We start from the raw sequence: 20,275 nt of genomic DNA on the forward strand, positions 1-20,275 counted from the left end.
GCAGACTGGTAAACAAAGAAACCAGCACGCGCAAGCGCGTCCCCCCTCCGCCCTACCATAGAAGAAAGGGGGACGAACGGGTCCACGACACACAAAAAATCAATTTCGTATCTCGTCTTTGTTTAACTGGGTCTGCTAAAACCCACCGGCAATGTAGGCCAGCACGCCAAGGATAATCCCTGCTTACCATTCGGTCAAGCAACGGGCATTATGGTTGCTCAGGAAATCGTAAAGCAGATAACGCTATGATCTCTCTCAGCTATTTGGTAGTGGAGTCTACTCAAGTAATCGATGGATCATTTTTAGCTTGAGTCTTGATCGTTACTTTGATTATGATTCTCAAAACATAAGACTATATTTTTTTTGAGATCACTCATCGTGTCAGAACAATTTAACTTTGTTTCAATTAAAAAAAAGGCCAACATTCATTTTAATGGTTCGTCGATTAGCCATGTGCTCATTTTAAAAGATGGCAGTAAAAAGACACTCGGCGTTATTCTACCTTCAGAACATCCCCTCACCTTTAAGACTCATCTCGAAGAGCGCATTGAAATTATCTCAGGCACATGTGCAGTTCAAATTGGAGCTGCCACTGAGATCTCAACATACAGTTCAGGTGGATCTTTTATTATTCCACCCAACACTGAATTTACAATCCAGTCAGATGAAGTCGTAGATTATGTTTGTCATTTTGAATAATTTTGATGCATCAATCTACTTATCCACATAAACAATCATGTAAGCTTTTCCCTCACAAATGGATATATTATTTTATTTTGAGAATAAAATTAAAATTAGGAATATTAAAAAACAGTTAAAAACACACTCACCCATATAATGAATGGTATAAAAAATCAAAATTTAATTTTATTAACACTTTCCACTACAAAACCTTGAATATTTGAATAAAAAATTAAACTTGTATTTTTAAACTTAAATTTGTACACCAACTTTTCCACAAAAATTCTCATACATAATAGATTAAGTGCGTACTAGAAAATTAAATTCTAAAATACATGAAATATAAACCAAACTTGAATCTTTAATAACATTGAATTATGGATAAACCAGTGCACAACCCAAAAAGAACAACAAAACGAAACTTTACATTATAAATAAAATAATTTTCAACAACTTAAAACACACAAATTGAATTTTAGCGCCATTCTATTTACTTTCTAAATCGACGTGTGTTATTTATAAAAATATATTAACAAATGGCAAAATTTGCTAAAGATCAGGAGATAAATTATGTGTTCCAATAAGCCCTCTGTAAACCAAAGGAGGTATTAACTACGTACAAATAATTAGAGAAAAATTCGCCTAAAAGTGGTGAACCTAAAAACACACAAACTGCTTAGACTAGATAGTTTCTGGTCATAGGTATATTCGGTTAATAGTTTTATTATATTAATTATATTAGTTATTACTAAATATAATACTCACTACTAACACTTATACCTTCATATACTTTCTTCATATTACAACTCTTTCTTTGTTAGCACCACAATGCTGATACGGATAGTTGTTTGTAAAATTTAAGCAGTGATCAAAACTCAACCAAACTTCTTTCCTAGACATCCCAAAATGTCTAGTAGAGATTCATTGTACCTAAAAATCAGGTAAAGGATTAGTAATGAGTGAAAACTACAAGTAGTAATTCCATCGAGTGCGAATTTGACTTCAGCAGCAATGACCGCACCAAAGCAAGCGACTACATGATATGCGAGGAACATGCTGAAACGTATATTCCTTCATCATATCAAAATAACAAAGCAGTGATCTTATCTCAAGATCACATTCAGAATCGACTGCTATGCATTGTCCGATTCGTTCAAGACTGTATTAAGCACCCACAACCTGCAATTCAGGTTGTGCAGTGCGACAAAAATCCAAACGTTTACAGAGCAAAATATAGTGATTGGTTTACACCACACTTTACGCGTTGGGACGAAATGATGTTCATCGATACAACTGGATTTTATGTTGCCGAAGACATCCAGTGTTTTTTATGGGCAAAGAAGCAATTAGGCTCAAACTTCCCGATTCTAAAGGTACTGCTCCCTAGAGACAATCAGGTCCTTACAAATCAAGATGTAGAAGTCTTAAAGTGCCATTCAATGTTCTGCAATGATATTAGAAAGCACGCCATGAGTGATGAAATCACTAAGATAAAACGCAAAAGAGAGAAGCAAAGTCAAAAGGATTTTAACAAAGTCACGAAAATGGTTGATATTCTGTTTGAGCAAAAGAGTAAGCTGATGGTTCTTCGTGTCGACTTATTCTTTAAGCACCCGCCTTCAACGGTTGTGAATGGCATTCACTCTGGTAATCCCATACACAAGGAGCATTGTTTAGAGCTATTAAAATCCGAAATTAATCATTTTTTCAACAATATCCGACGTAACTCTAAGCTTAACAATATACTCGCATTTTTTATCAAATTCGAGCATGGTATGGGTCGAGGTTTTCATGCACATTGTTTGTTTTTTTTAGATGCCAATGAGTTCCAAAATGATTATTTCCACGCACAGCAAATTGGTGAGTATTGGGTAAAAATAACCAATGGTTTAGGGAGTTTTGAAAACTGTAATCAATCCAAGAAACGCTATAAGTATCCATGCCTTGGCACGATTCATTATACAGATGCAGAGAAGATTAATAATCTTAAATATTTTCTGATTAGATACTTATGCAAATCTGATCAATATTTCCTCTATAGGCCTTTGGTAGCTTATCGAAGAATTCAAGCCACTCAAATAAGTACCTTGTTAAAAAAGCGTAAACACAAAGGACGTCCGCGCAAATATGAGTCCAAGCAAGCAACCAAATCTCGTCAATCACGGAGTAAAGGTCATGAAGATAAATAAATATCAGGAATATTTTATCGAATGTTCTTTAACAGCTCCATTGAGGTTGGCTGAGAGTGGAAACGGATATCATATGCCATCGCTCCAACCACCTCCGATGCCATCGATCGCACCACCATTGATGTTATCATTGCCGCAACATCACACAATTCTTAAGCGCATCCTAACCAAACAAAGCAATCGGGTATTTAAACATATTCGTCACTTTGGGGATGCACCTCAGTTACACCATACCAGCTTTGGTCGTGATATGTGCCAGTTGATTATGACCAATCAAAATCATCCGATGTTGAACGGTTCATATCCGTATGTATATGTGAATCCACTCACTAGAGCATTTTCGGACTTAGCCAAACAATATCAGTTAAGTAATATATCTCCATTTTCACCACAATTTGAGGTAGCAGTTGATCGGTCTTGTTCACACCTAAAGGTATCCTCTAAAACTCGTCATTACCTAAGTCAGTCTAAACTTTGGGAGTCGAGTTTTGATAGAGTTCGCATCAAATATAATCATGCCATTACTCAAATCCTTAAAGAATCAGGTAGTTTTGAATTATACTCCGTTGTTTTAAAATGTTATTTAAGTCAATCTACCCTATCCACCTATTCAAAAGAGTATCTCTTATTTGATCATAATCTTGAAAAAATCATAAAGACGATTAAAAGCGATGCAAGCCAAAACAATGTTCTGTCTGTGTTCTCCAAATGGGAAGCAGCTACGTCCAATAGTGTAGATCTTCGCTTAATCTTTGTGGTTAAAAAAGAATATTCTGATCCAAGCCCGCTTGAACAGTCAGAATTATATGTGTCTTTGCAGCCTTTCATTGATCCCACCGGTATTATCCAAACAAATTGGTCAAAGTTGCCAGAGTTTTTAGGCATGCCGGAATATGACTGCAATGAATTTAATTTTGGAAAGCGTCTTGAAATTCTTGAATCCTATCTTGTTGGTACTGATTTCTATTGTCGCATCGTGGATGAAAAACCTTCTTTTGAGGTGCAGTTTCTTCTGAACTCAGATTAATGTTGAGTGTGATTAGCATAAGCACTCACAGAAAGAGTCTACCGCTTGTCACTCCTCTCATTTTTTGAAAATTGCAACTTAAGAGAAATCTTGTGAGATATTGAAGATGATTGAAAAGTACTATCGAGTGAGAGATTTAGTAAACTACCCTGAACGACCTGCTAAAGATTATGTAGATCGTAGAGGTCGTCGCCGAAGACTTTCACATAAACCTGCGAGTACAGGCTTATTAAATATCGCAGAATCGACTTTTTGGAAGATGATTCGTCGTGGTGACTTTCCAGAACCGACATACTTAACAGCAAGTATGCCAACTTGGAAAGAAAGCCAGATTAAACATTGGCTTGAAAAAAAAGAAAATCGAGTCGCATAAATACAGCCAGCCTATCGACGATAGGCTGGTTTTTTATATAGATACTTAAAGTGTAGATTCCATAAGAAATTTATATCTTATTACAGTGTTTTCTCCGACCAATATATTATGTACAACATATTGTCTGTACAGAATATTGACAGTTAAGTTAAAGAGACTTATAGTTAATATGCTTAGTCGCAATTGTAAGAGTAATAAGCTAACTAGTGTCTATCTAAGTATCTAAATTTAATGCCCAAAAGTGAATGACGAAAATACAGCCAGCCATAGTGTCCAAATGTAATGATCAATGTATCTAAAGAAGTGACCAAAATAGTGCTAAATGAAATGTCAAAATATAGTGGCGAATATCCTACAGATCGTAATTAATGACTTGTAATGCTTGAGTAATAGGAAAATTAAGACTATGCAAATTTTCACTTATACCGATGCTCGCAATAATCTGAAAACGGTTTTAGACCGTGTTATTGATGATTCAGATGTTGCAGTCATTACGAGGAAAGAAGGTCAACATGCAGTTGTAATGGGACAAGACTATTACAACAGTATAATGGAAACATTGTACCTCATGTCTTCTCCAAGTAATGCAGCGCACTTAGCGAAATCAATTGCAGAATTACGGGCATCTAAAGCAATCGAAAGAGAACTTTTAGATGAAACGGAAGACTAGTTTTACCCCAACAGCGTGGGAGGATTATGTGTACTGGCAAAGCCAAGACAAAAAGACTCTCAAACGTATAAATACATTAATCAAAGAATGTCTCCGTACACCCTTTGAAGGTATTGGCAAGCCTGAACCATTACTCGGTGATTTATCGGGCTTTTGGAGCAGACGAATAGATGAAAAAAATAGATTAGTCTATGAAGTAACTGATGTAGCGATAACTATCATTTCTTGTCGTTATCACTACGAATAAATGAGAAGCCCTGACTTAGTGTTGGGGCTTTTGGCTTCAGCATAAATGACTTTAGCAACGCCAACAGGGTTTAGTTTTCCATTTTCTTTTTATCATTGTGGCAGTAGCAACGATTCCAAATAATCAGCCCACTCCTGCATCATCGCCCGACGACTATTTAAAAACTTAGTTCTGTTGTAGGCTGTGCCATTGTTGTCTTTTACCTTATGGGCTAACTGGTGTTCAATAAAGTCCACACGCTGCTCTAGAATCTCATCCAGCATAGTTCGAGCAGTTGCTCTAAAGCCATGTGCTGTCTGCTCACCACCATAGCCCAAGCGTTTTAAAGCGGAGTTAATGGTATTGTCAGAAATAATGGTTTTACCATCCCGCCCCACAAAGATGTATTCGCTGTAAGGATGCAGATCAATAATTGACTCAATCAAGTCAAAGGCTTGATCTGACAATGGCACAATATGAAGTTGTTTGGTTTTACTGGCAGTAAATTTAAAGCAACGCTCTTCACGATAGAAATAGTCTTTCTTCAGCTTGCGTATCTCTCCTGGGCGTTGAAAAGTCAGTACAGAGATTTTCAGTGCTACCTGCGTGGTCAATAAACAACGTGTATAAAGCTTAGAATAGTTCCAAATTTTATTCAGCATTGGAGCTAGGTCTTGCTCTTCTGTCACGGCTGCAAAGTTTCCACCCTGTGGTTTTGGTAATTCAATATCTTCAATCGGATTATATTGAATCAGCTTTTTCTTACGTGCTGATTTAAAGATTTGGTTCAAGTCTGATTTAAGCCGTTTAGCAACAGATAAAGCCCCACGCTCAATAATACGCTTAAAGACCTTAATCTCAAGAATTTCTAGGGTAAGCTGTGGAAAGGTTAAATCACCAATGTAGGGATAAGCATCATGCTTTAAACGACGGATCGTCTCTTCATCCTGTTTTTGCTCTAGCTCACGTTTATACAACCATGCTTCAGCGACGATACGAAAGGTGTTTTCTGCTTCTTTCTGTTTCTGAGACTTGGTTTCAATCCGCTCCATTGCTGGATCAATACCCTGCTTGATGAGTTTCTTATATTCATCACGAATAGTACGAGCATCATCTAACGAAACTTCAGGGTAAGTACCCAAAGATAAATCGTTGCGCTTGCCTAAGAATGGGCGTGTGTAATTGAAGATCCAGTACTTGCTACCACTTTGATCAATACGCAGATACAGATTTCCACCATCTGACAGCTTATACATCTTGTCAGGATCAGGTTTAGCTTTTTTAACCTGTAAAGCACTAAGCTTGTTGATTCCACGAGTCGCCATAATTCAGACATAAAAAAATGCAGTAAGAAACAATCTTACTGCATTTTTTACTACTTTATAACTACCGATTGGCGTAGTGCGTCACGGCTTGTCATATCGTATATTTCCAACTTTAACCTTATAAATCAAAATCTTATATAGTGTTAAACAGTGTCAGAAATTTGAATTTGGCGGAAGCGGTGAGATTCGAACTCACGGAGGACTCACACCCTCGTCGGTTTTCAAGACCGGTGCATTAAACCGCTCTGCCACGCTTCCATGTGCGTAAGAATACAAAGCTTGTTTCCTTTATTCAAGAAAAATTTAACTGCAATGTATTCAAATGCATATTGTTTCATCAATTCTTAAAGTTTAGCTGCTAATTCAGCGCCATCACGAATTGCACGTTTCGCATCTAACTCAGCAGCGAGCTTTGCACCACCAATAATATGATAATTCGCAATTGTGTTTTCACCGTCTTTCGGCATTAAATCTTTAACAGATTCCTGACCAGCACAAACAACAATCGTATCAACACGCAATAATTGATCATGTCCATTATGCTCGATCCATAAACCTTCATCAGTCACGGCCTTATATTGCACGCCACGTAACATGCGCACTGCATGCTTTTTCAATTGTGCACGATGTACCCAACCTGATGTTTTACCGAGTCCAATACCAAGTGGTGTTGTTTTACGTTGCAATAGGTAGATTTGGCGAACTGGTCTTTCCACTTCTGGGCGTTGCATACCACCTTCAGAAATATAATTTGGACTTGGGTCAACGCCCCATTCACGCTGCCACTCATTCAAAGGTTGCGGTTGAGGCTGATGTGTTGGTTTTAATAAGAACTCAGAAACATCAAATCCAATACCTCCAGCTCCAACTACAGCAACATTATGACCTACTGGCGCACCACGTAATACTTCAGCATATGACAATACTTGCGGGGCTGTACTTCCTTGAATTTTTAAAGCACGAGGAACAACACCAGTTGCTACAATAACTTCATCAAAGCCTTCTCGTTCAAGTTGCTCACGGCTTACTTTCGTATTCAACCGAACATCCACACCTGTTTGCTTAAGCTGAACTTTGAAATAACGAATCGTTTCATGGAATTCTTCTTTACCAGGAACGACTTTGGCTAAATTGAATTGCCCACCCACATCATTATTTGCTTCGAATAATGTCACTGCATGACCACGACTTGCCGCAACCGTTGCAGCAGACATCCCAGCAACACCACCACCAACCACAGCAACACGCTTTGGTTTCTTGGTTTTGATATAAACCAATTCCGTCTCAAAACATGCTTGTGGATTGACTAAACAGCTTACACGTTGATTTTTAAATGCATGATCCAAACATGCTTGGTTACATGCGATACAAGTATTAATTTCATCAACACGATTGGTCGCAGTTTTATTTACCCAATACGGATCAGCAAGGAATGGACGCGCCATTTGCACCATATCAGCCTGACCTGAAGCAACAATTTGCTCAGCGACATCCGGCATATTAATACGATTCGATGCAATCACTGGTACAGAAACATGCTGTTTAACCACGGCGGTATAATCAACAAATGCTGCACGAGGAACAGACGTTACGATGGTTGGAACACGCGCTTCATGCCAGCCAATTCCCGTATTCAATAATGTGATTCCTGCTTTTTCTAATGCTTTAGCAACAGCAATTACCTCTTGCATGGTATTACCATCATGTACTAAATCGAGCATCGATAAACGGAAGCAAATAATGAATTTCTCGCCAACTTTGGCACGAATTGCTTTTACGATTTCAACAGGAAAACGCATACGGTTTTCAATATCACCGCCCCAGCGATCAGTACGCTTATTGACATGGTTACTGAGGAATTGATTAATTAAATAACCCTCAGACCCCATAATTTCGATACCATCATAACCCGCTTTTTTCGCCAAGCTAGAACAACGTGCATAGTCCTCAATCGTTGCCAAAATCTGAGAGTCTGACATTTGTCTCGGTTTGAATGGGTTAATTGGTGCTTGAATCGGAGATGACGAAACAGAGAAAGGATGATAACCATAACGACCAGAATGCAAAATTTGCATCAAAATTTTTGCGCCATGCTTATGTACAGCATGCGTCACAAGCCGATGATGCGGAATATCCGCTAAGCTATTCATCGTTCCGCCAGCAGGTAGTAACCAACCTTGACGGTTCGGAGAAATACCACCGGTAATAATTAGACCAACACCACCCTTAGCTCGCTCACCAAAATATGCTGCAAGTTTTGGGTAATTATAAAAACGATCTTCTAAACCGGAGTGCATAGAGCCCATTACGACACGGTTTTTAATAGTAGTAAAACCCAAATGTAATGGTTTTAGAATATTTGCATAGCTAGTCATGGTATTCCTTCTATATTTTTGGCTTTGCAACTTGTTGCATAGTACTTTAATACTTTTTTGCTCATTTGGGATGACTGATAAAAAACTTTTCGGTGTTGAAAATGTCAATTTTGCATGTAAATTCGACGAATTCCAGTCTAAGTTGCAGATCAGCAACGTTACGTTTAAAAATAAAAAAAGTCAGCCATGCAAAACATGACTGACATTCTGACTTCTTTTATATGATTATTTACAATTTCTTTATCTTTTGAAGAATGCTAGTAAAAAAGTCTATTAAAGTTTTTAATTGATAAAATTAAATCTCTTAACGTTGTTCACCACTTGAATACGCTAAGTGACGGCGTTGTGATTTTATTTTCAAAGAACTCATCACAATTCCTGAACAGATAAATGCCGCACCAATTAAAATATTGAATGTCAAAGGCTCATGCCAAATCAAATAACCAAAAAATAGGCTCAAAATTGGAATACACATGATTGATATTGAAGCGATAAAGGTATCAACCTGACTGACGATCCAATTCCAAAGTACAAAAGCAAATCCTGTCCCAATCACCGAAATATAAAAGAGCACAGATTCATTGAATGGATTTAACCAAACTTGTGCGTCAATAGGCTCAAACATAAGTGCACCAATCAAAATGATGCTCCCACCCAACAATAACTGCCAAATGGTCAATTTGATTTTGTCATAACTGGCAAAATTCTTTTTGATATAAACTGTCGACATCGCCCAGAAGAAACCAGAACCTATAAGCAGTACTTGTCCAAGTAATGAAACATTCATATGTAAATCATGTAGCTGAGGCCAAAGAATTGCGATTAATCCCAACGTACCCAAAATAAGCCCAAGTATTTTCTGTTTATTTAATCTCTCATTTAGAAAATAATGCGCTAGAACACCAATAAAAATTGGCATCGTAAATACTAAAACTGCCGACAATCCTGAATCAACAAATTGCATTGCAAAAGTCTGAGTTGCATAGAAACCAAAGCAAATTAAGCCACTTAAAATGATGAGCTGCTTCCATTCTTCTCGTTTCGGCATGATTGATTTTTTAATGACTCGCTGCACAACCATCAAGGTGATTGCAGCCAAAATCAGCCGTGTAGAAATAAATAAAAATGGTGGAAATACTTGCAGACTATGTTTTACAAGTCCCCATAAAGATCCCCAAACCAAACATAATAGCGCGATTGCACTCATCACTCGAATATTCACTTGCTGTACTCAACAGATGGGAAGTGAAATCATTGTATAAAACAAATGACATCATGAATAATGCTATGTTTTAATATATGCATCATTTTTTTTGATACCAACTAACTAGAAATACCTTAAAGGCATTCCTAGCTTAGTCATAGACATAAATATCGAGGATTGAATGTGAATATTGATATTAACGATATCAGATCATTTATCACTGTTGCTGAACTAAAAAGTATCACTGCAGCGGCAAATAAGCTCAACTATTTACAGTCAAATATGACAGCTAAAATCAAAAAAATTGAAAATCACTACAAACGTCAGCTCTTTATTCGTAAACCCAAAGGTGTAGAACTCACTGAATCAGGCATGAATTTATATGCTCAATATAAAAAAATGATGTTCACATGGGAAGAAACTGAAAATAAAATTTATCAACAAGAAAGTGTCTTACGTTTTGGTACTAATACGAGCTTGGGTGGCATGCGTTTCTATCCATCTTTTAGCCAACTTTATGAAGCCTATCCCGACCTATCCTTAACAATGAAAACAGGCTCAACGGGCTATATTGAAGAAGAAATTTTGCAAGGCAATCTCGATATTGCTTATGCACTAGGGCATCCAAAGCATAAGGGCTTACAGTACATTCAAAAAGCTGATGATCAATTAGTGATTATTGGTAAAAACATAATTAATTATGAAAATTTAGAAGAATGTTTAAATCATCAAAACATTTTGCTAGCTTCAGAAGAATGTTGTTATGCAACAACGCTTGATCATTTGTACACAGACTATAATTTAACAAAAGGTGAATTAACACATATCTATGATCATGAGGCACTGATTCATTTTACTCAACTTGGTATGGGAATCTCGATGATTGCTAAATCATTGATCTCAAAATACAACATTCAATTTTATCGTGAAGTTCCAGAACAATATCGAGATATAGGTTTATATCTCATCGCACGTAATGATCATGTTTTTACTCCAATTGAAAAACAATTTATTGGCTTAAATGATTCGCTCTGAGCGAATTTTAAATGAAAGGTTTAATTTTTTTGAAGTTCAATTGGTAATTTAAAAGTTGAATCTTTTTCCCATTTAAATAAAGAAAAAAACAGCATCATTACTGCAATAACAGTTCCAATTGGAAAATTATTGAGCATAAATACAGTCATAAAGATTGATCCAAAGCGGCTGCTTGTACTCCCTGTTTTCACACTTTTGGCACAGATAAAATGAGCAAAAATTAAGGCACATACCCCCAGAAAACTCCCAATAGAATATTGAGGAATATCCACATAAAATCGATAAACAGCTTTATAGATAAAAAGCGTAATTAACCCGAATCGCGGATAAGAAATTGACTTGAAAAATAGAAGAACTAGAGCCATCAGTTGAGTTACCACACCTAACCTAAAGCTCTAGTCCTAATGTTCAATAGTACCGAATTATTCTGCGTAATCGATGATTTCTTTCTTAAATTTGAAGCAACTTATTGGAAATTTCTCAAACAAAGTCGTCACTCTGTAAGAATTCGACCAGCCCAATTAAGTCTTTCAGAAATCAATTTTATCGCCATTTGGTATAAGTGTTCTCATATCAACAATTTCAAAGCATTCTTTTCATGGTTAAAACAGGATAAAAATCATTTATTTAAAAATTTACCCTGCTACCAACGGATGATTCACCTCATCAATATGCATCAATTGGCACTACATGCTTTACATGTCGCCTTAATGAAAGGCCAACGCAGCCAATATTTATGGGTTGATTCAACCACTTTACCTGTCTGTAAAAATCAACGGATTCAACGCCATAAATCATTAGCCAAAATTGCATCACGTGGTAAAAGTTCGATGGGCTGGTTCTATGGTTGTAAATTACATATCGCGATGAATCAATTGGGTGAAATAGCATGTTCTGCATTATCTAATGGACATGTGGCTGACATAAAAATGGTTGAGCATTTATTTGTAGGCTTAGAAGCAAGGCTTTATGCGGATCGTGGCTATATCAGCCAAGAATTAAAAAGCAGATTAAAAAGTCAAGGTATTGATTTGATTACCTATCATCGAAAGAATATGCAGTCTGTTCAACTCTGTGCATCAGATGAATATCACTTAAAACAGCGTAATAAAATAGAAACGTTATTCAGCTTATTGAAAGGCCAATACAATTTAGTGACGAGTAAGGCACGTAGTATTCATGGATTTCTAAGTGGGATTTACGCATCGTTATGCGCATATCAATTAACCCATCGAAATAAGCCGAAAATTCAAATTATGGAATCATTAGCTTAAACAGGATTCGGGTTAATTACAACAATTGCTGCCATTTTATGCAACGTAGAAAGAATTTGATTTTGATGGTTTAACACTTTTATCTACCCTTTTATCATCTTATTCAGATAACTTCACTTATCGTTAAACTTTATATTTTTCTGATGTTAATCTATTTTTCAAATTAAAAATCAAGAATTCCACTCTGAACACAAAAAAAATCGTTTTGAAAAGTGATATAGTACTGAGCGAATAAATTCTCTTTGGTCACCGAAGTAATTAGGGTGCCTATTTCGAAATAGTTAGGACTAGCAATGACTGATAATGCAACGATCTTGCAGCATGTACCAGTAGGTAAAAAAGTTGGGATTGCCTTCTCTGGTGGTTTAGACACTTCAGCAGCTCTATTGTGGATGAAACAAAAAGGCGCAGAGCCTTATGCTTATACTGCAAACTTGGGTCAGCCTGATGAAGATGACTATGATGCGATTCCAAAGAAAGCTGAGCAATACGGTGCAGTCAAAGCTCGATTAATCGATTGCCGCTTACAGCTTGCTCTTGAAGGTATTGCTGCAATTCAATGTGGTGCATTCCATATCAGCACAGGTGGTGTTCCTTATTTCAACACAACACCTTTAGGTCGCGCAGTAACAGGTACGATGCTTGTAACAGCGATGAAAGAAGATGATGTAAACATCTGGGGTGATGGTTCAACTTATAAAGGTAACGATATTGAACGTTTCTATCGTTACGGTTTATTGACCAACCCTGCTCTTAAAATCTATAAGCCTTGGTTAGACCAACAGTTTATTGATGAGCTAGGCGGTCGTGCGGAAATGTCTCAATTCCTAATCGACAACGGTTTTGACTATAAAATGTCAAAAGAAAAAGCTTACTCAACTGACTCAAACATGTTGGGCGCTACACATGAAGCTAAAGATTTAGAATACCTAAATGCAGGTATCAAAATCGTTGATCCAATCATGGGCGTTGCGTTCTGGAAAGATGATGTACAAATTGCTGCTGAAGAAGTATCAATTACATTTGAAGAAGGCTTCCCTGTTGCATTAAACGGTCAACGTATTGAAGACCCAGTTGAGCTTATCTTAGAAGCTAACCGTATCGGTGGTCGTCATGGTCTTGGTATGTCTGACCAAATCGAAAACCGTATTATCGAAGCTAAATCTCGCGGTATCTACGAAGCTCCAGGTATGGCTTTATTGCACATTGCATATGAGCGTTTAGTTACCGGTATTCATAACGAAGACACGATTGAACAATACCGTATCAACGGTTTACGTTTAGGTCGCCTACTTTACCAAGGTCGCTGGTTCGATTCACAAGCACTGATGCTGCGTGAAACATCACAGCGTTGGGTTGCTAAAGCAATCACTGGTACTGTGACTCTAGAATTACGTCGTGGTAATGACTATACGATCATGAACACTGAATCTCCTAACCTCACTTATGAAGCTGAGCGTTTAACAATGGAGAAAGGTGACTCAATGTTTACACCGATGGATCGTATTGGTCAGTTAACTATGCGTAACCTTGATATTACGGATACGCGTGCAAAACTCGGTATTTATACCGAAACTGGTTTGCTCGCAGTTGGTCAAGGTTCTGCAATTCCTCAATTGGAAAATAAAACAAAATAAGTGATTGATAATTAAATTTATCTCACTAAAAAGGGCTGAATATTTTATTCAGCCCTTTTTATTTCATTCAAAAAACACAAAACATTTAATCATTTCATTTATAGAACAATATGTCGCAATTAAAGACTATTTATCATCATTATGAATCGATAATATAACGATCAAGCAAAACATAATAATTGGGAGATGAAAGATGAATGCTTATCTACATCGTAGTGAAAATCGTGGGCATGTCAAAGCAGGTTGGTTAGACACCTATCATAGCTTTTCATTTGGTAGCTGGTACAACCCCAAATATATGGGTGTAAGTGCACTCCGCGTGATCAATGACGATACAGTTGCTGCTCACAATGGTTTCGGTACTCATCCCCATGACAACATGGAAATTTTAACCTGTGTACTCGATGGCACAATTTCTCATAAAGATAGTATGGGAAATGAAGGGCAAATTAATGCAGGTGAATGGCAGTTGATGAGTGCTGGTACAGGGGTAACTCATAGTGAAATGAACAAGCATGATAAAGCGGTACATCTATTACAGATTTGGATTCAACCTAATGTACAAGATGCTGAACCAACTTATCAGCAAATTCAGCTCAACCCGAAAGATCACCCTAATCAATGGCACCTGATTGCTGGCGATGAATCTGCACCAATGTCGATTCGTCAAAATGCCGAAGTGAAAACAGCAATGATTGAGAAAGATCAACATTTAGAGATTACAGCACAGAAAAAAGTAAACTATGTGCATGTAATTTCAGGTGAAGTGATGATTGCGGAACATTTAGTAAAAGCAGGAGATGCTTTACTGTTTGATGAGACTGCAACAATTACTGCATTACAAGACAGCCAAATGATCTGGTTTGACTTACCTTAACTCAAACAAAATGCTTCGTCATCATCATGGTGGCGAAGCATTTTTGATTAATCCCCACCACCACTATCGCATCCGCTAGAATCAGATCCACTATCACGACTTGAGCAACCATGGGACGAATGGTGATCATAGCTTGAAGATGAATCATAAGCACCCGAATCTGAACTTTTCCCCACCTTCTTGATCATATAAATTGTAAATCCAAAGATTAAAGCAAAAACGATGAAAGCTACCACACTCACTCCATATCATTTTTGATAGTTTTCTAAACATTTAATTTATATTGAAAATTTAAAATAAAATCTATAAACATTAAAAAAGCCCGATTAACGGGCTTTTCTACAACCTTGAACATTTTTAAAAACGATTTAAACCGTTTCGTTCGTTGTTAGCTGTGTATTCAGGTTGTCATATCTTTGTTCATTTGGACAAGACATCTCTTAAATTCCAAATAGTATATGACTTCCTTATAGATTAAATTATCACCAATTCTAAAAGTGGTCAAGAGAATATATAGACCTATATAAAAAATATCTCGCTAATTCTCAATATTTTTAAAGAGAGGGAATAAAGAACTTACTTTAAAAATTACAAATTTAATGACATCAAAATAACCCACTACCAATCCCATCCATAAATTTTTAATTTTAAATTAAAGCTATAAATAAACTTTAATATCTATAGTCTATTTGAAATATTTTTTAAACTAACTACAATATTGATTTATACTCACTATCCACATCATATCTGAATATAGACATTAATTTATATGTTAAAATTTAATTTTTTACTTTTATTCTTTATTTATACGAATGTATATGCCTTTGACAATTATAATACCCCTATCAGTTTCACAACTATCAAACTAAAGTAAATTTACTTTATTTTCGAAAACTTAAACCAAAAGAATTTATCACTCGTTTAAAATTACTAGATGAAAAAATTGATCAGTTCTATCTTCCTAAGTTGAAAACAATTAAAGAGAAAACAATTAAAGAGAAAACAATTAAAGAGAAAACAATTAAAGAGAAAACAAAAAGTATAATGATTATAGTTGTAGTTACAAATATAATATAGCATCTGAACTTGCATTACTTCTAATATATAATCAACCAGATTACACAGAGGATTATACTTTCGATTTCTTAAGGAAAAGATGCATAGAATTTATCAAAAAAATAAAGCATTAGAAATTAATTGTTATTGATGAATTGAAAGGACAAAACAAATCTACTTGCTAATGTTGAATCTTGCACATTCAGTCATGGAAGTAATGTATATCTTGTAAAAATATTTCAGAAAAAGTTCAGTCGTAGGGAACTTCCGTAAAAAACCGCCAATTAAGGCGGTTTTTTAAGTTGCTGATTTATCAGCTAATCTTGGTAGGTATATCCAGACTCGAACTGGAGACCTCTACGATGTCAACGTAGCGCTCTAACCAACTGAGCTATACACCTAGAATGTAAAGCATCATATTCATTTTTCAGAAGGTTCACAAGTTTTTTTGAGATCGTTTTATCTCAATCGCACAGTCTTTAAGCAACTTCTTAAACAATTGCTTATCACTTGGACTGTCACACTCCATAAAAACAATTTTTTTATATAACACAATTACTTGCTCGAATGATTTATGATCTTCAACAGAATTCATTAAACGTTGCATCCATGTTTGGAAGGTTTCAGCTTGGCGCTTATACAACGGTGTAGGTAACTGTTTTTGAAACTGAAAAATTAAACGCTGGTATACTGCTAGTTGTTGGCGTTGTCTCCACCAATAAAAACCGATATAGAACAATAGCACACCCCCAATACCAACGATTAGAATGATGACATATCCATATGTGGAATCTAAACCTAAACGAGATAACCAATTCTTTTGCTTTTCCACATCGTAACCAACAACCTTACTCTGCCATTGATAACTTAAATAATCACTCCAAATCCGAACATTTTTTAGAAATTTGAACTGTTGCAATCGCCACCCTTGCGCTCTCTCATCTCCCCAAACCATCTGATCCTGAGCGAGATAATCTTGCATACCCGTATCAATCCGTTGCGGAGCAATCATGGCTGTTGGATCAATTCTTTTCCATTTGCCATCGATATAAACCTCGCTCCATGCATGTGCATCAAGTTGACGTACCTCCCAACTCTGTCCGTCGATCGCAAGCTGCCCCCCTTGATAACCAGTTACAACGCGAGCAGGGATGCCAACAAAACGCATCAACATTACAAAACTTGAAGCATAGTGCTCGCAAAAACCCTTACGGCTATAAAATAAAAATTGATCAATTCGATCCCCCCCTAAAGTCCCGGGAGTCAAGGTATATACAAAACCATTTTTTCGATACCAATTAAGTACAGTTTGGATATATTCTTCAGGTTGATTTTGACTTTGCTCAAAAAGTTGATGCGCTAACTGTTGTGCCTCTGGGTCCTGAGTTTTTCCATATCGAGTATTTAATTCAAATTGTTTTGTTGACAATACAATGGGTTCAGATGTTGTCCGTCCTAACCATTGCATTTGTATTGGTTGATTACGCTTAATCAACTTACTTGGACGAATACTATCATCTTGATAAAGCTGTAAATATCGTTCCTGCGGAATCGAATACTCTAATCCCATAATCCAATTAGATTGTTCATCTGCAGGCAGATATTTATAATCAACATATCGAGATGCTGATGATGCTGTCTTTAATTGCTGATTGAAAAAACTACTCGTCCAAGTACGACCATCATATTGGTCTAATACCAATGCACGCCAATACAACTGTTGCCGAGTTGGGAACTGATACATATCTGCAATCACACGAAATGCTAACGCCGATGATTGAGACAATTGTGCAATATCACCTGGTGACATTGTGTCGCTGATTCCTGTTGTTGCTCGATCTTTTTGAATAGGTATAGCCCAAAGCGGCGGCAATCGAGGAAAGAAGATAAACAATAAAATAAAGAATGGCGTTGCAATACCAACAAATTTAACGATCTGTTTTAGATCTTGCTTGAGCTGTCCAGAAGATAATTGACTTTGGCTAAATGCAGCTGTTTGTATTCGATATAAGCCCAGCAAGCACATTAGGAATGTTAAAAGTACAATGACTGCCATCCAAAATGCTTGACTATGCAGTAGCAAACTTGCACTGACAAATAAAGCAAAGTTGAAGACAATCAAAAGATCGCGTGTGTTTTTAGCTTCAAGGCTTTTTGCAAATAAGCAAGTGCTGAGAAAAGCCACACCTGCTTCAACCCCCAATAAAGTCTGATAATTGATATAAATCAGACCCAATGATAACAAACTAAATAAAATCAATATCAGTTTTGGGAACGGAGTAATGACTTGCTTGTTATATCTCCAGACTAAAATCAGCCAAATAAGCCCCCACACCCCACTCAAAGTGATGGGAGCAAAAGCAACTTGACCAAGTAATACTAACGCTAAGGTAGACAATACACAGAAATAAATTTGCTTCGTCATGATTAAGCCTGCGCTAATAGAAGTTTTGCTTGAATCAATTGTGAATATCCTTGCCCACTTTCTAATCGTGCATGAGGTAAAATTAATGCATAGTCATCACCCAGCTGCTCACATTGCTCAACCAAGCCCATCATAAAGCTCAATTTTTCCTCATGCCCTAGGGCTGGAATCTGTTGATAATCAATTTCCAAATGCTGGTGATTCGCTTGTGCCTCAAACATTTTAATAAAGAATCCTTGTCCTCGAGCAACTTGTTTCCATGCCACGTTCTGGTAGGAATCTCCCTGTCGAAAAGCACGTAATTCTTTAAATTCATCCAAACTATCATGTGCTGACGTCGGCTGGTTTTTATGTTCTTTTTGCCAATCATGAGCTTTAGGTGCAATCCATATTTTTTGTTTAGGATATAAATACGTCCAAGCTCTGACCAAACCCAAAGGATAAGTCGAATAGACTTTGATCACCCCAAACTCATATAGGCCACGTTGTTGAGGCAAAACAGGAAGTTCGACAGTTTGTTGAACTTGATTCAAATAGATCATATGTTCTTGTTGCGATGATTGTATCCGTAAATATCGTACGATCTTATCTTGTTGTTTTAACATTAACCTAATAATTGATGGCTGATTAACCTGACCAACCTCAGGCATGACAATTTCAATTTTTAAGTCATGTAATTGTTTAAATGTTAAATAAAAACTAATACAAAGAATCGCACTGAGTAAAAAGCAAAAACCGAGAATCAAGTTATTGGCGTAGTTAATTCCAGCGATAAAAGTAATCAGAATCAGAATCAGATAGAGAAAACCTTGTTTGTAAATAAAAACTAAAACATCTTTCTGTAATAGTGTTTTAACACTATCCACCTGAAAACGCTTTGCAATCCATTGACTAACTTGTTGCTTAAGTCCTTTTTGCATGTGCCTTCTCTCAACTACATGGCTTCAACCGACTGCAAAATCTGTTTTGCTTCAACTTCACCTAGACTCAAACGGTGTGCAACTACAGCAACAAAAACAGATTGAACATCATCACTGGTGACAAATCCACGCCCCTCAACCAATGCATAAGCTTGAGTTGCAGCTTTCAGCGCCAATACACCTCGTGTTGAAAGCCCATGTCTTTGTTTACGGGTTTCAGCCGCCAAATCTAAAATATAATTCAGCACAGCATCACTTAAATAAACCTGTTTTGCTAACTCTCTTAAATGGAGAATATCTGCTTGGGTAAACACAGCATCTAACTGATGAATTAAAAACTGACGAGAGTTTTGCTGTAATAACAGTTTTTCTGCTTGGCGTGACGGATAGCCGAGTGATAACCGCATCAAAAATCGGTCTAATTGAGATTCAGGTAATGCATAGGTTCCACTTTGGAATAATGGGTTTTGTGTTGCGAGTACCCAAAAAGGCTGTGGTAATTCATAGTTCACAGCATCAACGGTAACAGCACCTTCTTCCATTGCTTCTAATAACGCACTCTGCGTTTTTGGACTACAGCGGTTAATTTCATCTGCCAACAGAATCTGTGTGAAAATAGGGCCTTTTTTAAATTCAAATAAATGTTCTTTTTGATTAAAAATATTGATACCGATGACATCGCTCGCCAACATATCATTGGTAAATTGAATCCGTTGGAAATGCAAACCTGCTAGACGAGCCAAGGCACTGGCCAATGTGGTTTTACCCAATCCCGGCAAATCTTCGAACAATACATGACCACCTGCCAACAAACAGCTTAATGCCAATTTTGTCTGCTGGGGCTTATCTAAAATGAGTTGATTAATCTCAACTAAAAACCTTTCGATTTTAGGGCTAAAGCTTTGAATATCTTGTTCGAGTTCTCGATTTTTTAATTTTTCTTCCTGAACAGTAGCTTTGTCAGTACCCCACATTATATTT

Annotated in this window: 17 protein-coding genes and 2 tRNA genes; 10 read left to right on the forward strand and 9 right to left on the reverse strand. The window is 36.7% G+C overall.

The window, feature by feature from the left end; all coding sequences use genetic code 11:
• Positions 1 to 378 precede the first annotated feature (378 nt).
• The 6 genes from F959_RS11805 to F959_RS11830 all read left to right on the forward strand — a co-directional run bounded on the left by F959_RS11805 (position 379) and on the right by F959_RS11830 (position 5,187).
• Positions 379 to 699, forward strand: a complete 321-nt coding sequence (locus F959_RS11805; RefSeq protein WP_004880458.1) for a pyrimidine/purine nucleoside phosphorylase — start codon at positions 379 to 381, stop codon at positions 697 to 699.
• Between the two features lie 941 nt (positions 700 to 1,640).
• On the forward strand, positions 1,641 to 2,870 hold the full coding sequence (locus F959_RS11810) for an inovirus-type Gp2 protein (RefSeq protein WP_004880461.1): 1,230 nt from the start codon (positions 1,641 to 1,643) through the stop codon (positions 2,868 to 2,870).
• Entirely contained in the window at positions 2,857 to 3,897 is a 1,041-nt protein-coding gene (locus tag F959_RS11815; protein WP_004880463.1) for a hypothetical protein, read from the forward strand. Before F959_RS11810 ends, F959_RS11815 begins: the two co-directional genes overlap by 14 nt.
• 106 nt (positions 3,898 to 4,003) lie before the next feature.
• Entirely contained in the window at positions 4,004 to 4,270 is a 267-nt protein-coding gene (locus tag F959_RS11820; RefSeq protein WP_004880464.1) for a helix-turn-helix transcriptional regulator, read from the forward strand.
• Positions 4,271 to 4,676: 406 nt separating this feature from the next.
• Complete coding sequence (locus tag F959_RS11825; RefSeq protein WP_004671839.1) at positions 4,677 to 4,940, forward strand: type II toxin-antitoxin system Phd/YefM family antitoxin; 264 nt, start codon at positions 4,677 to 4,679, stop codon at positions 4,938 to 4,940.
• Positions 4,924 to 5,187: a Txe/YoeB family addiction module toxin gene (locus F959_RS11830; RefSeq protein ID WP_004880468.1), complete on the forward strand. Its 264-nt coding sequence runs from the start codon at positions 4,924 to 4,926 to the stop codon at positions 5,185 to 5,187. Before F959_RS11825 ends, F959_RS11830 begins: the two co-directional genes overlap by 17 nt.
• A gap of 92 nt (positions 5,188 to 5,279) precedes the next feature.
• Here the strand turns inward: F959_RS11830 and F959_RS11835 are convergent, their stop codons facing one another.
• The 4 genes from F959_RS11835 to F959_RS11850 all read right to left on the reverse strand — a co-directional run bounded on the left by F959_RS11835 (position 5,280) and on the right by F959_RS11850 (position 10,088).
• Positions 5,280 to 6,491: a tyrosine-type recombinase/integrase gene (locus F959_RS11835; RefSeq protein WP_004880469.1), complete on the reverse strand. Its 1,212-nt coding sequence runs from the start codon at positions 6,489 to 6,491 to the stop codon at positions 5,280 to 5,282.
• Between the two features lie 168 nt (positions 6,492 to 6,659).
• Positions 6,660 to 6,749: transfer RNA gene (locus tag F959_RS11840), tRNA-Ser, on the reverse strand.
• 86 nt (positions 6,750 to 6,835) lie between these two features.
• The gene (locus F959_RS11845) at positions 6,836 to 8,866 is read right to left on the reverse strand and encodes an FAD-dependent oxidoreductase (protein ID WP_004880471.1); all 2,031 of its coding nucleotides are present in this window, start codon (positions 8,864 to 8,866) and stop codon (positions 6,836 to 6,838) included.
• Between the two features lie 304 nt (positions 8,867 to 9,170).
• Positions 9,171 to 10,088: a DMT family transporter gene (locus F959_RS11850; RefSeq protein ID WP_004880472.1), complete on the reverse strand. Its 918-nt coding sequence runs from the start codon at positions 10,086 to 10,088 to the stop codon at positions 9,171 to 9,173.
• A 165-nt stretch (positions 10,089 to 10,253) separates the two neighbouring features.
• Here F959_RS11850 and F959_RS11855 point away from each other — a divergent pair, with 165 nt between their 5' ends.
• The gene (locus F959_RS11855; RefSeq protein ID WP_004880474.1) at positions 10,254 to 11,105 is read left to right on the forward strand and encodes a LysR family transcriptional regulator; all 852 of its coding nucleotides are present in this window, start codon (positions 10,254 to 10,256) and stop codon (positions 11,103 to 11,105) included.
• Positions 11,106 to 11,125: 20 nt separating this feature from the next.
• Here the strand turns inward: F959_RS11855 and F959_RS11860 are convergent, their stop codons facing one another.
• A complete protein-coding gene (locus tag F959_RS11860; RefSeq protein WP_017196792.1) occupies positions 11,126 to 11,470 on the reverse strand; it encodes a hypothetical protein in 345 nt (114 codons plus the stop codon).
• A 39-nt stretch (positions 11,471 to 11,509) separates the two neighbouring features.
• Here F959_RS11860 and F959_RS11865 point away from each other — a divergent pair, with 39 nt between their 5' ends.
• The 3 genes from F959_RS11865 to F959_RS11875 all read left to right on the forward strand — a co-directional run bounded on the left by F959_RS11865 (position 11,510) and on the right by F959_RS11875 (position 14,893).
• Complete coding sequence (locus tag F959_RS11865) at positions 11,510 to 12,379, forward strand: IS982 family transposase (RefSeq protein WP_004880479.1); 870 nt, start codon at positions 11,510 to 11,512, stop codon at positions 12,377 to 12,379.
• Positions 12,380 to 12,672: 293 nt separating this feature from the next.
• Positions 12,673 to 14,016: an argininosuccinate synthase gene (gene argG / locus F959_RS11870; RefSeq protein WP_004880480.1), complete on the forward strand. Its 1,344-nt coding sequence runs from the start codon at positions 12,673 to 12,675 to the stop codon at positions 14,014 to 14,016.
• 193 nt (positions 14,017 to 14,209) lie between these two features.
• On the forward strand, positions 14,210 to 14,893 hold the full coding sequence (locus F959_RS11875; RefSeq protein WP_004880483.1) for a pirin family protein: 684 nt from the start codon (positions 14,210 to 14,212) through the stop codon (positions 14,891 to 14,893).
• A 1,380-nt stretch (positions 14,894 to 16,273) separates the two neighbouring features.
• Here the strand turns inward: F959_RS11875 and F959_RS11880 are convergent.
• The 4 genes from F959_RS11880 to F959_RS11895 form a co-directional block, all read right to left on the reverse strand.
• Positions 16,274 to 16,350, reverse strand: a tRNA-Val gene (locus F959_RS11880).
• 35 nt (positions 16,351 to 16,385) lie between these two features.
• Positions 16,386 to 18,374 (reverse strand): transglutaminase TgpA family protein, encoded by a 1,989-nt coding sequence (locus tag F959_RS11885; protein ID WP_004880486.1) that lies wholly within the window; start codon positions 18,372 to 18,374, stop codon positions 16,386 to 16,388.
• Between the two features lie 2 nt (positions 18,375 to 18,376).
• Positions 18,377 to 19,294, reverse strand: a complete 918-nt coding sequence (locus F959_RS11890) for a DUF58 domain-containing protein (RefSeq protein WP_004880488.1) — start codon at positions 19,292 to 19,294, stop codon at positions 18,377 to 18,379.
• Between the two features lie 14 nt (positions 19,295 to 19,308).
• The gene (locus F959_RS11895) at positions 19,309 to 20,268 is read right to left on the reverse strand and encodes an AAA family ATPase (protein WP_004880491.1); all 960 of its coding nucleotides are present in this window, start codon (positions 20,266 to 20,268) and stop codon (positions 19,309 to 19,311) included.
• Between the last annotated feature and the right edge of the window lie 7 nt (positions 20,269 to 20,275).

This window comes from Acinetobacter venetianus RAG-1 = CIP 110063 (genome assembly GCF_000368585.1).
GTDB classification, from domain to species: Bacteria; Pseudomonadota; Gammaproteobacteria; order Pseudomonadales; family Moraxellaceae; genus Acinetobacter; species Acinetobacter venetianus.

Excerpts from the sequence above, each read along its gene's own strand:
- F959_RS11815 (WP_004880463.1), top strand. The coding sequence starts at position 2,857 with ATGAAGATAAATAAATATCAGGAATATTTTATCGAATGTTCTTTAACA.
- F959_RS11820 (WP_004880464.1), top strand. The coding sequence starts at position 4,004 with ATGATTGAAAAGTACTATCGAGTGAGAGATTTAGTAAACTACCCTGAA.
- F959_RS11825 (WP_004671839.1), top strand. The coding sequence starts at position 4,677 with ATGCAAATTTTCACTTATACCGATGCTCGCAATAATCTGAAAACGGTT.
- F959_RS11830 (WP_004880468.1), top strand. The coding sequence starts at position 4,924 with ATGAAACGGAAGACTAGTTTTACCCCAACAGCGTGGGAGGATTATGTG.
- F959_RS11835 (WP_004880469.1), bottom strand. The coding sequence starts at position 6,491 with ATGGCGACTCGTGGAATCAACAAGCTTAGTGCTTTACAGGTTAAAAAA.
- F959_RS11845 (WP_004880471.1), bottom strand. The coding sequence starts at position 8,866 with ATGACTAGCTATGCAAATATTCTAAAACCATTACATTTGGGTTTTACT.
- F959_RS11860 (WP_017196792.1), bottom strand. The coding sequence starts at position 11,470 with ATGGCTCTAGTTCTTCTATTTTTCAAGTCAATTTCTTATCCGCGATTC.
- F959_RS11865 (WP_004880479.1), top strand. The coding sequence starts at position 11,510 with ATGTTCAATAGTACCGAATTATTCTGCGTAATCGATGATTTCTTTCTT.
- argG (WP_004880480.1), top strand. The coding sequence starts at position 12,673 with ATGACTGATAATGCAACGATCTTGCAGCATGTACCAGTAGGTAAAAAA.
- F959_RS11875 (WP_004880483.1), top strand. The coding sequence starts at position 14,210 with ATGAATGCTTATCTACATCGTAGTGAAAATCGTGGGCATGTCAAAGCA.
- F959_RS11885 (WP_004880486.1), bottom strand. The coding sequence starts at position 18,374 with ATGACGAAGCAAATTTATTTCTGTGTATTGTCTACCTTAGCGTTAGTA.
- F959_RS11890 (WP_004880488.1), bottom strand. The coding sequence starts at position 19,294 with ATGCAAAAAGGACTTAAGCAACAAGTTAGTCAATGGATTGCAAAGCGT.
- F959_RS11895 (WP_004880491.1), bottom strand. The coding sequence starts at position 20,268 with ATGTGGGGTACTGACAAAGCTACTGTTCAGGAAGAAAAATTAAAAAAT.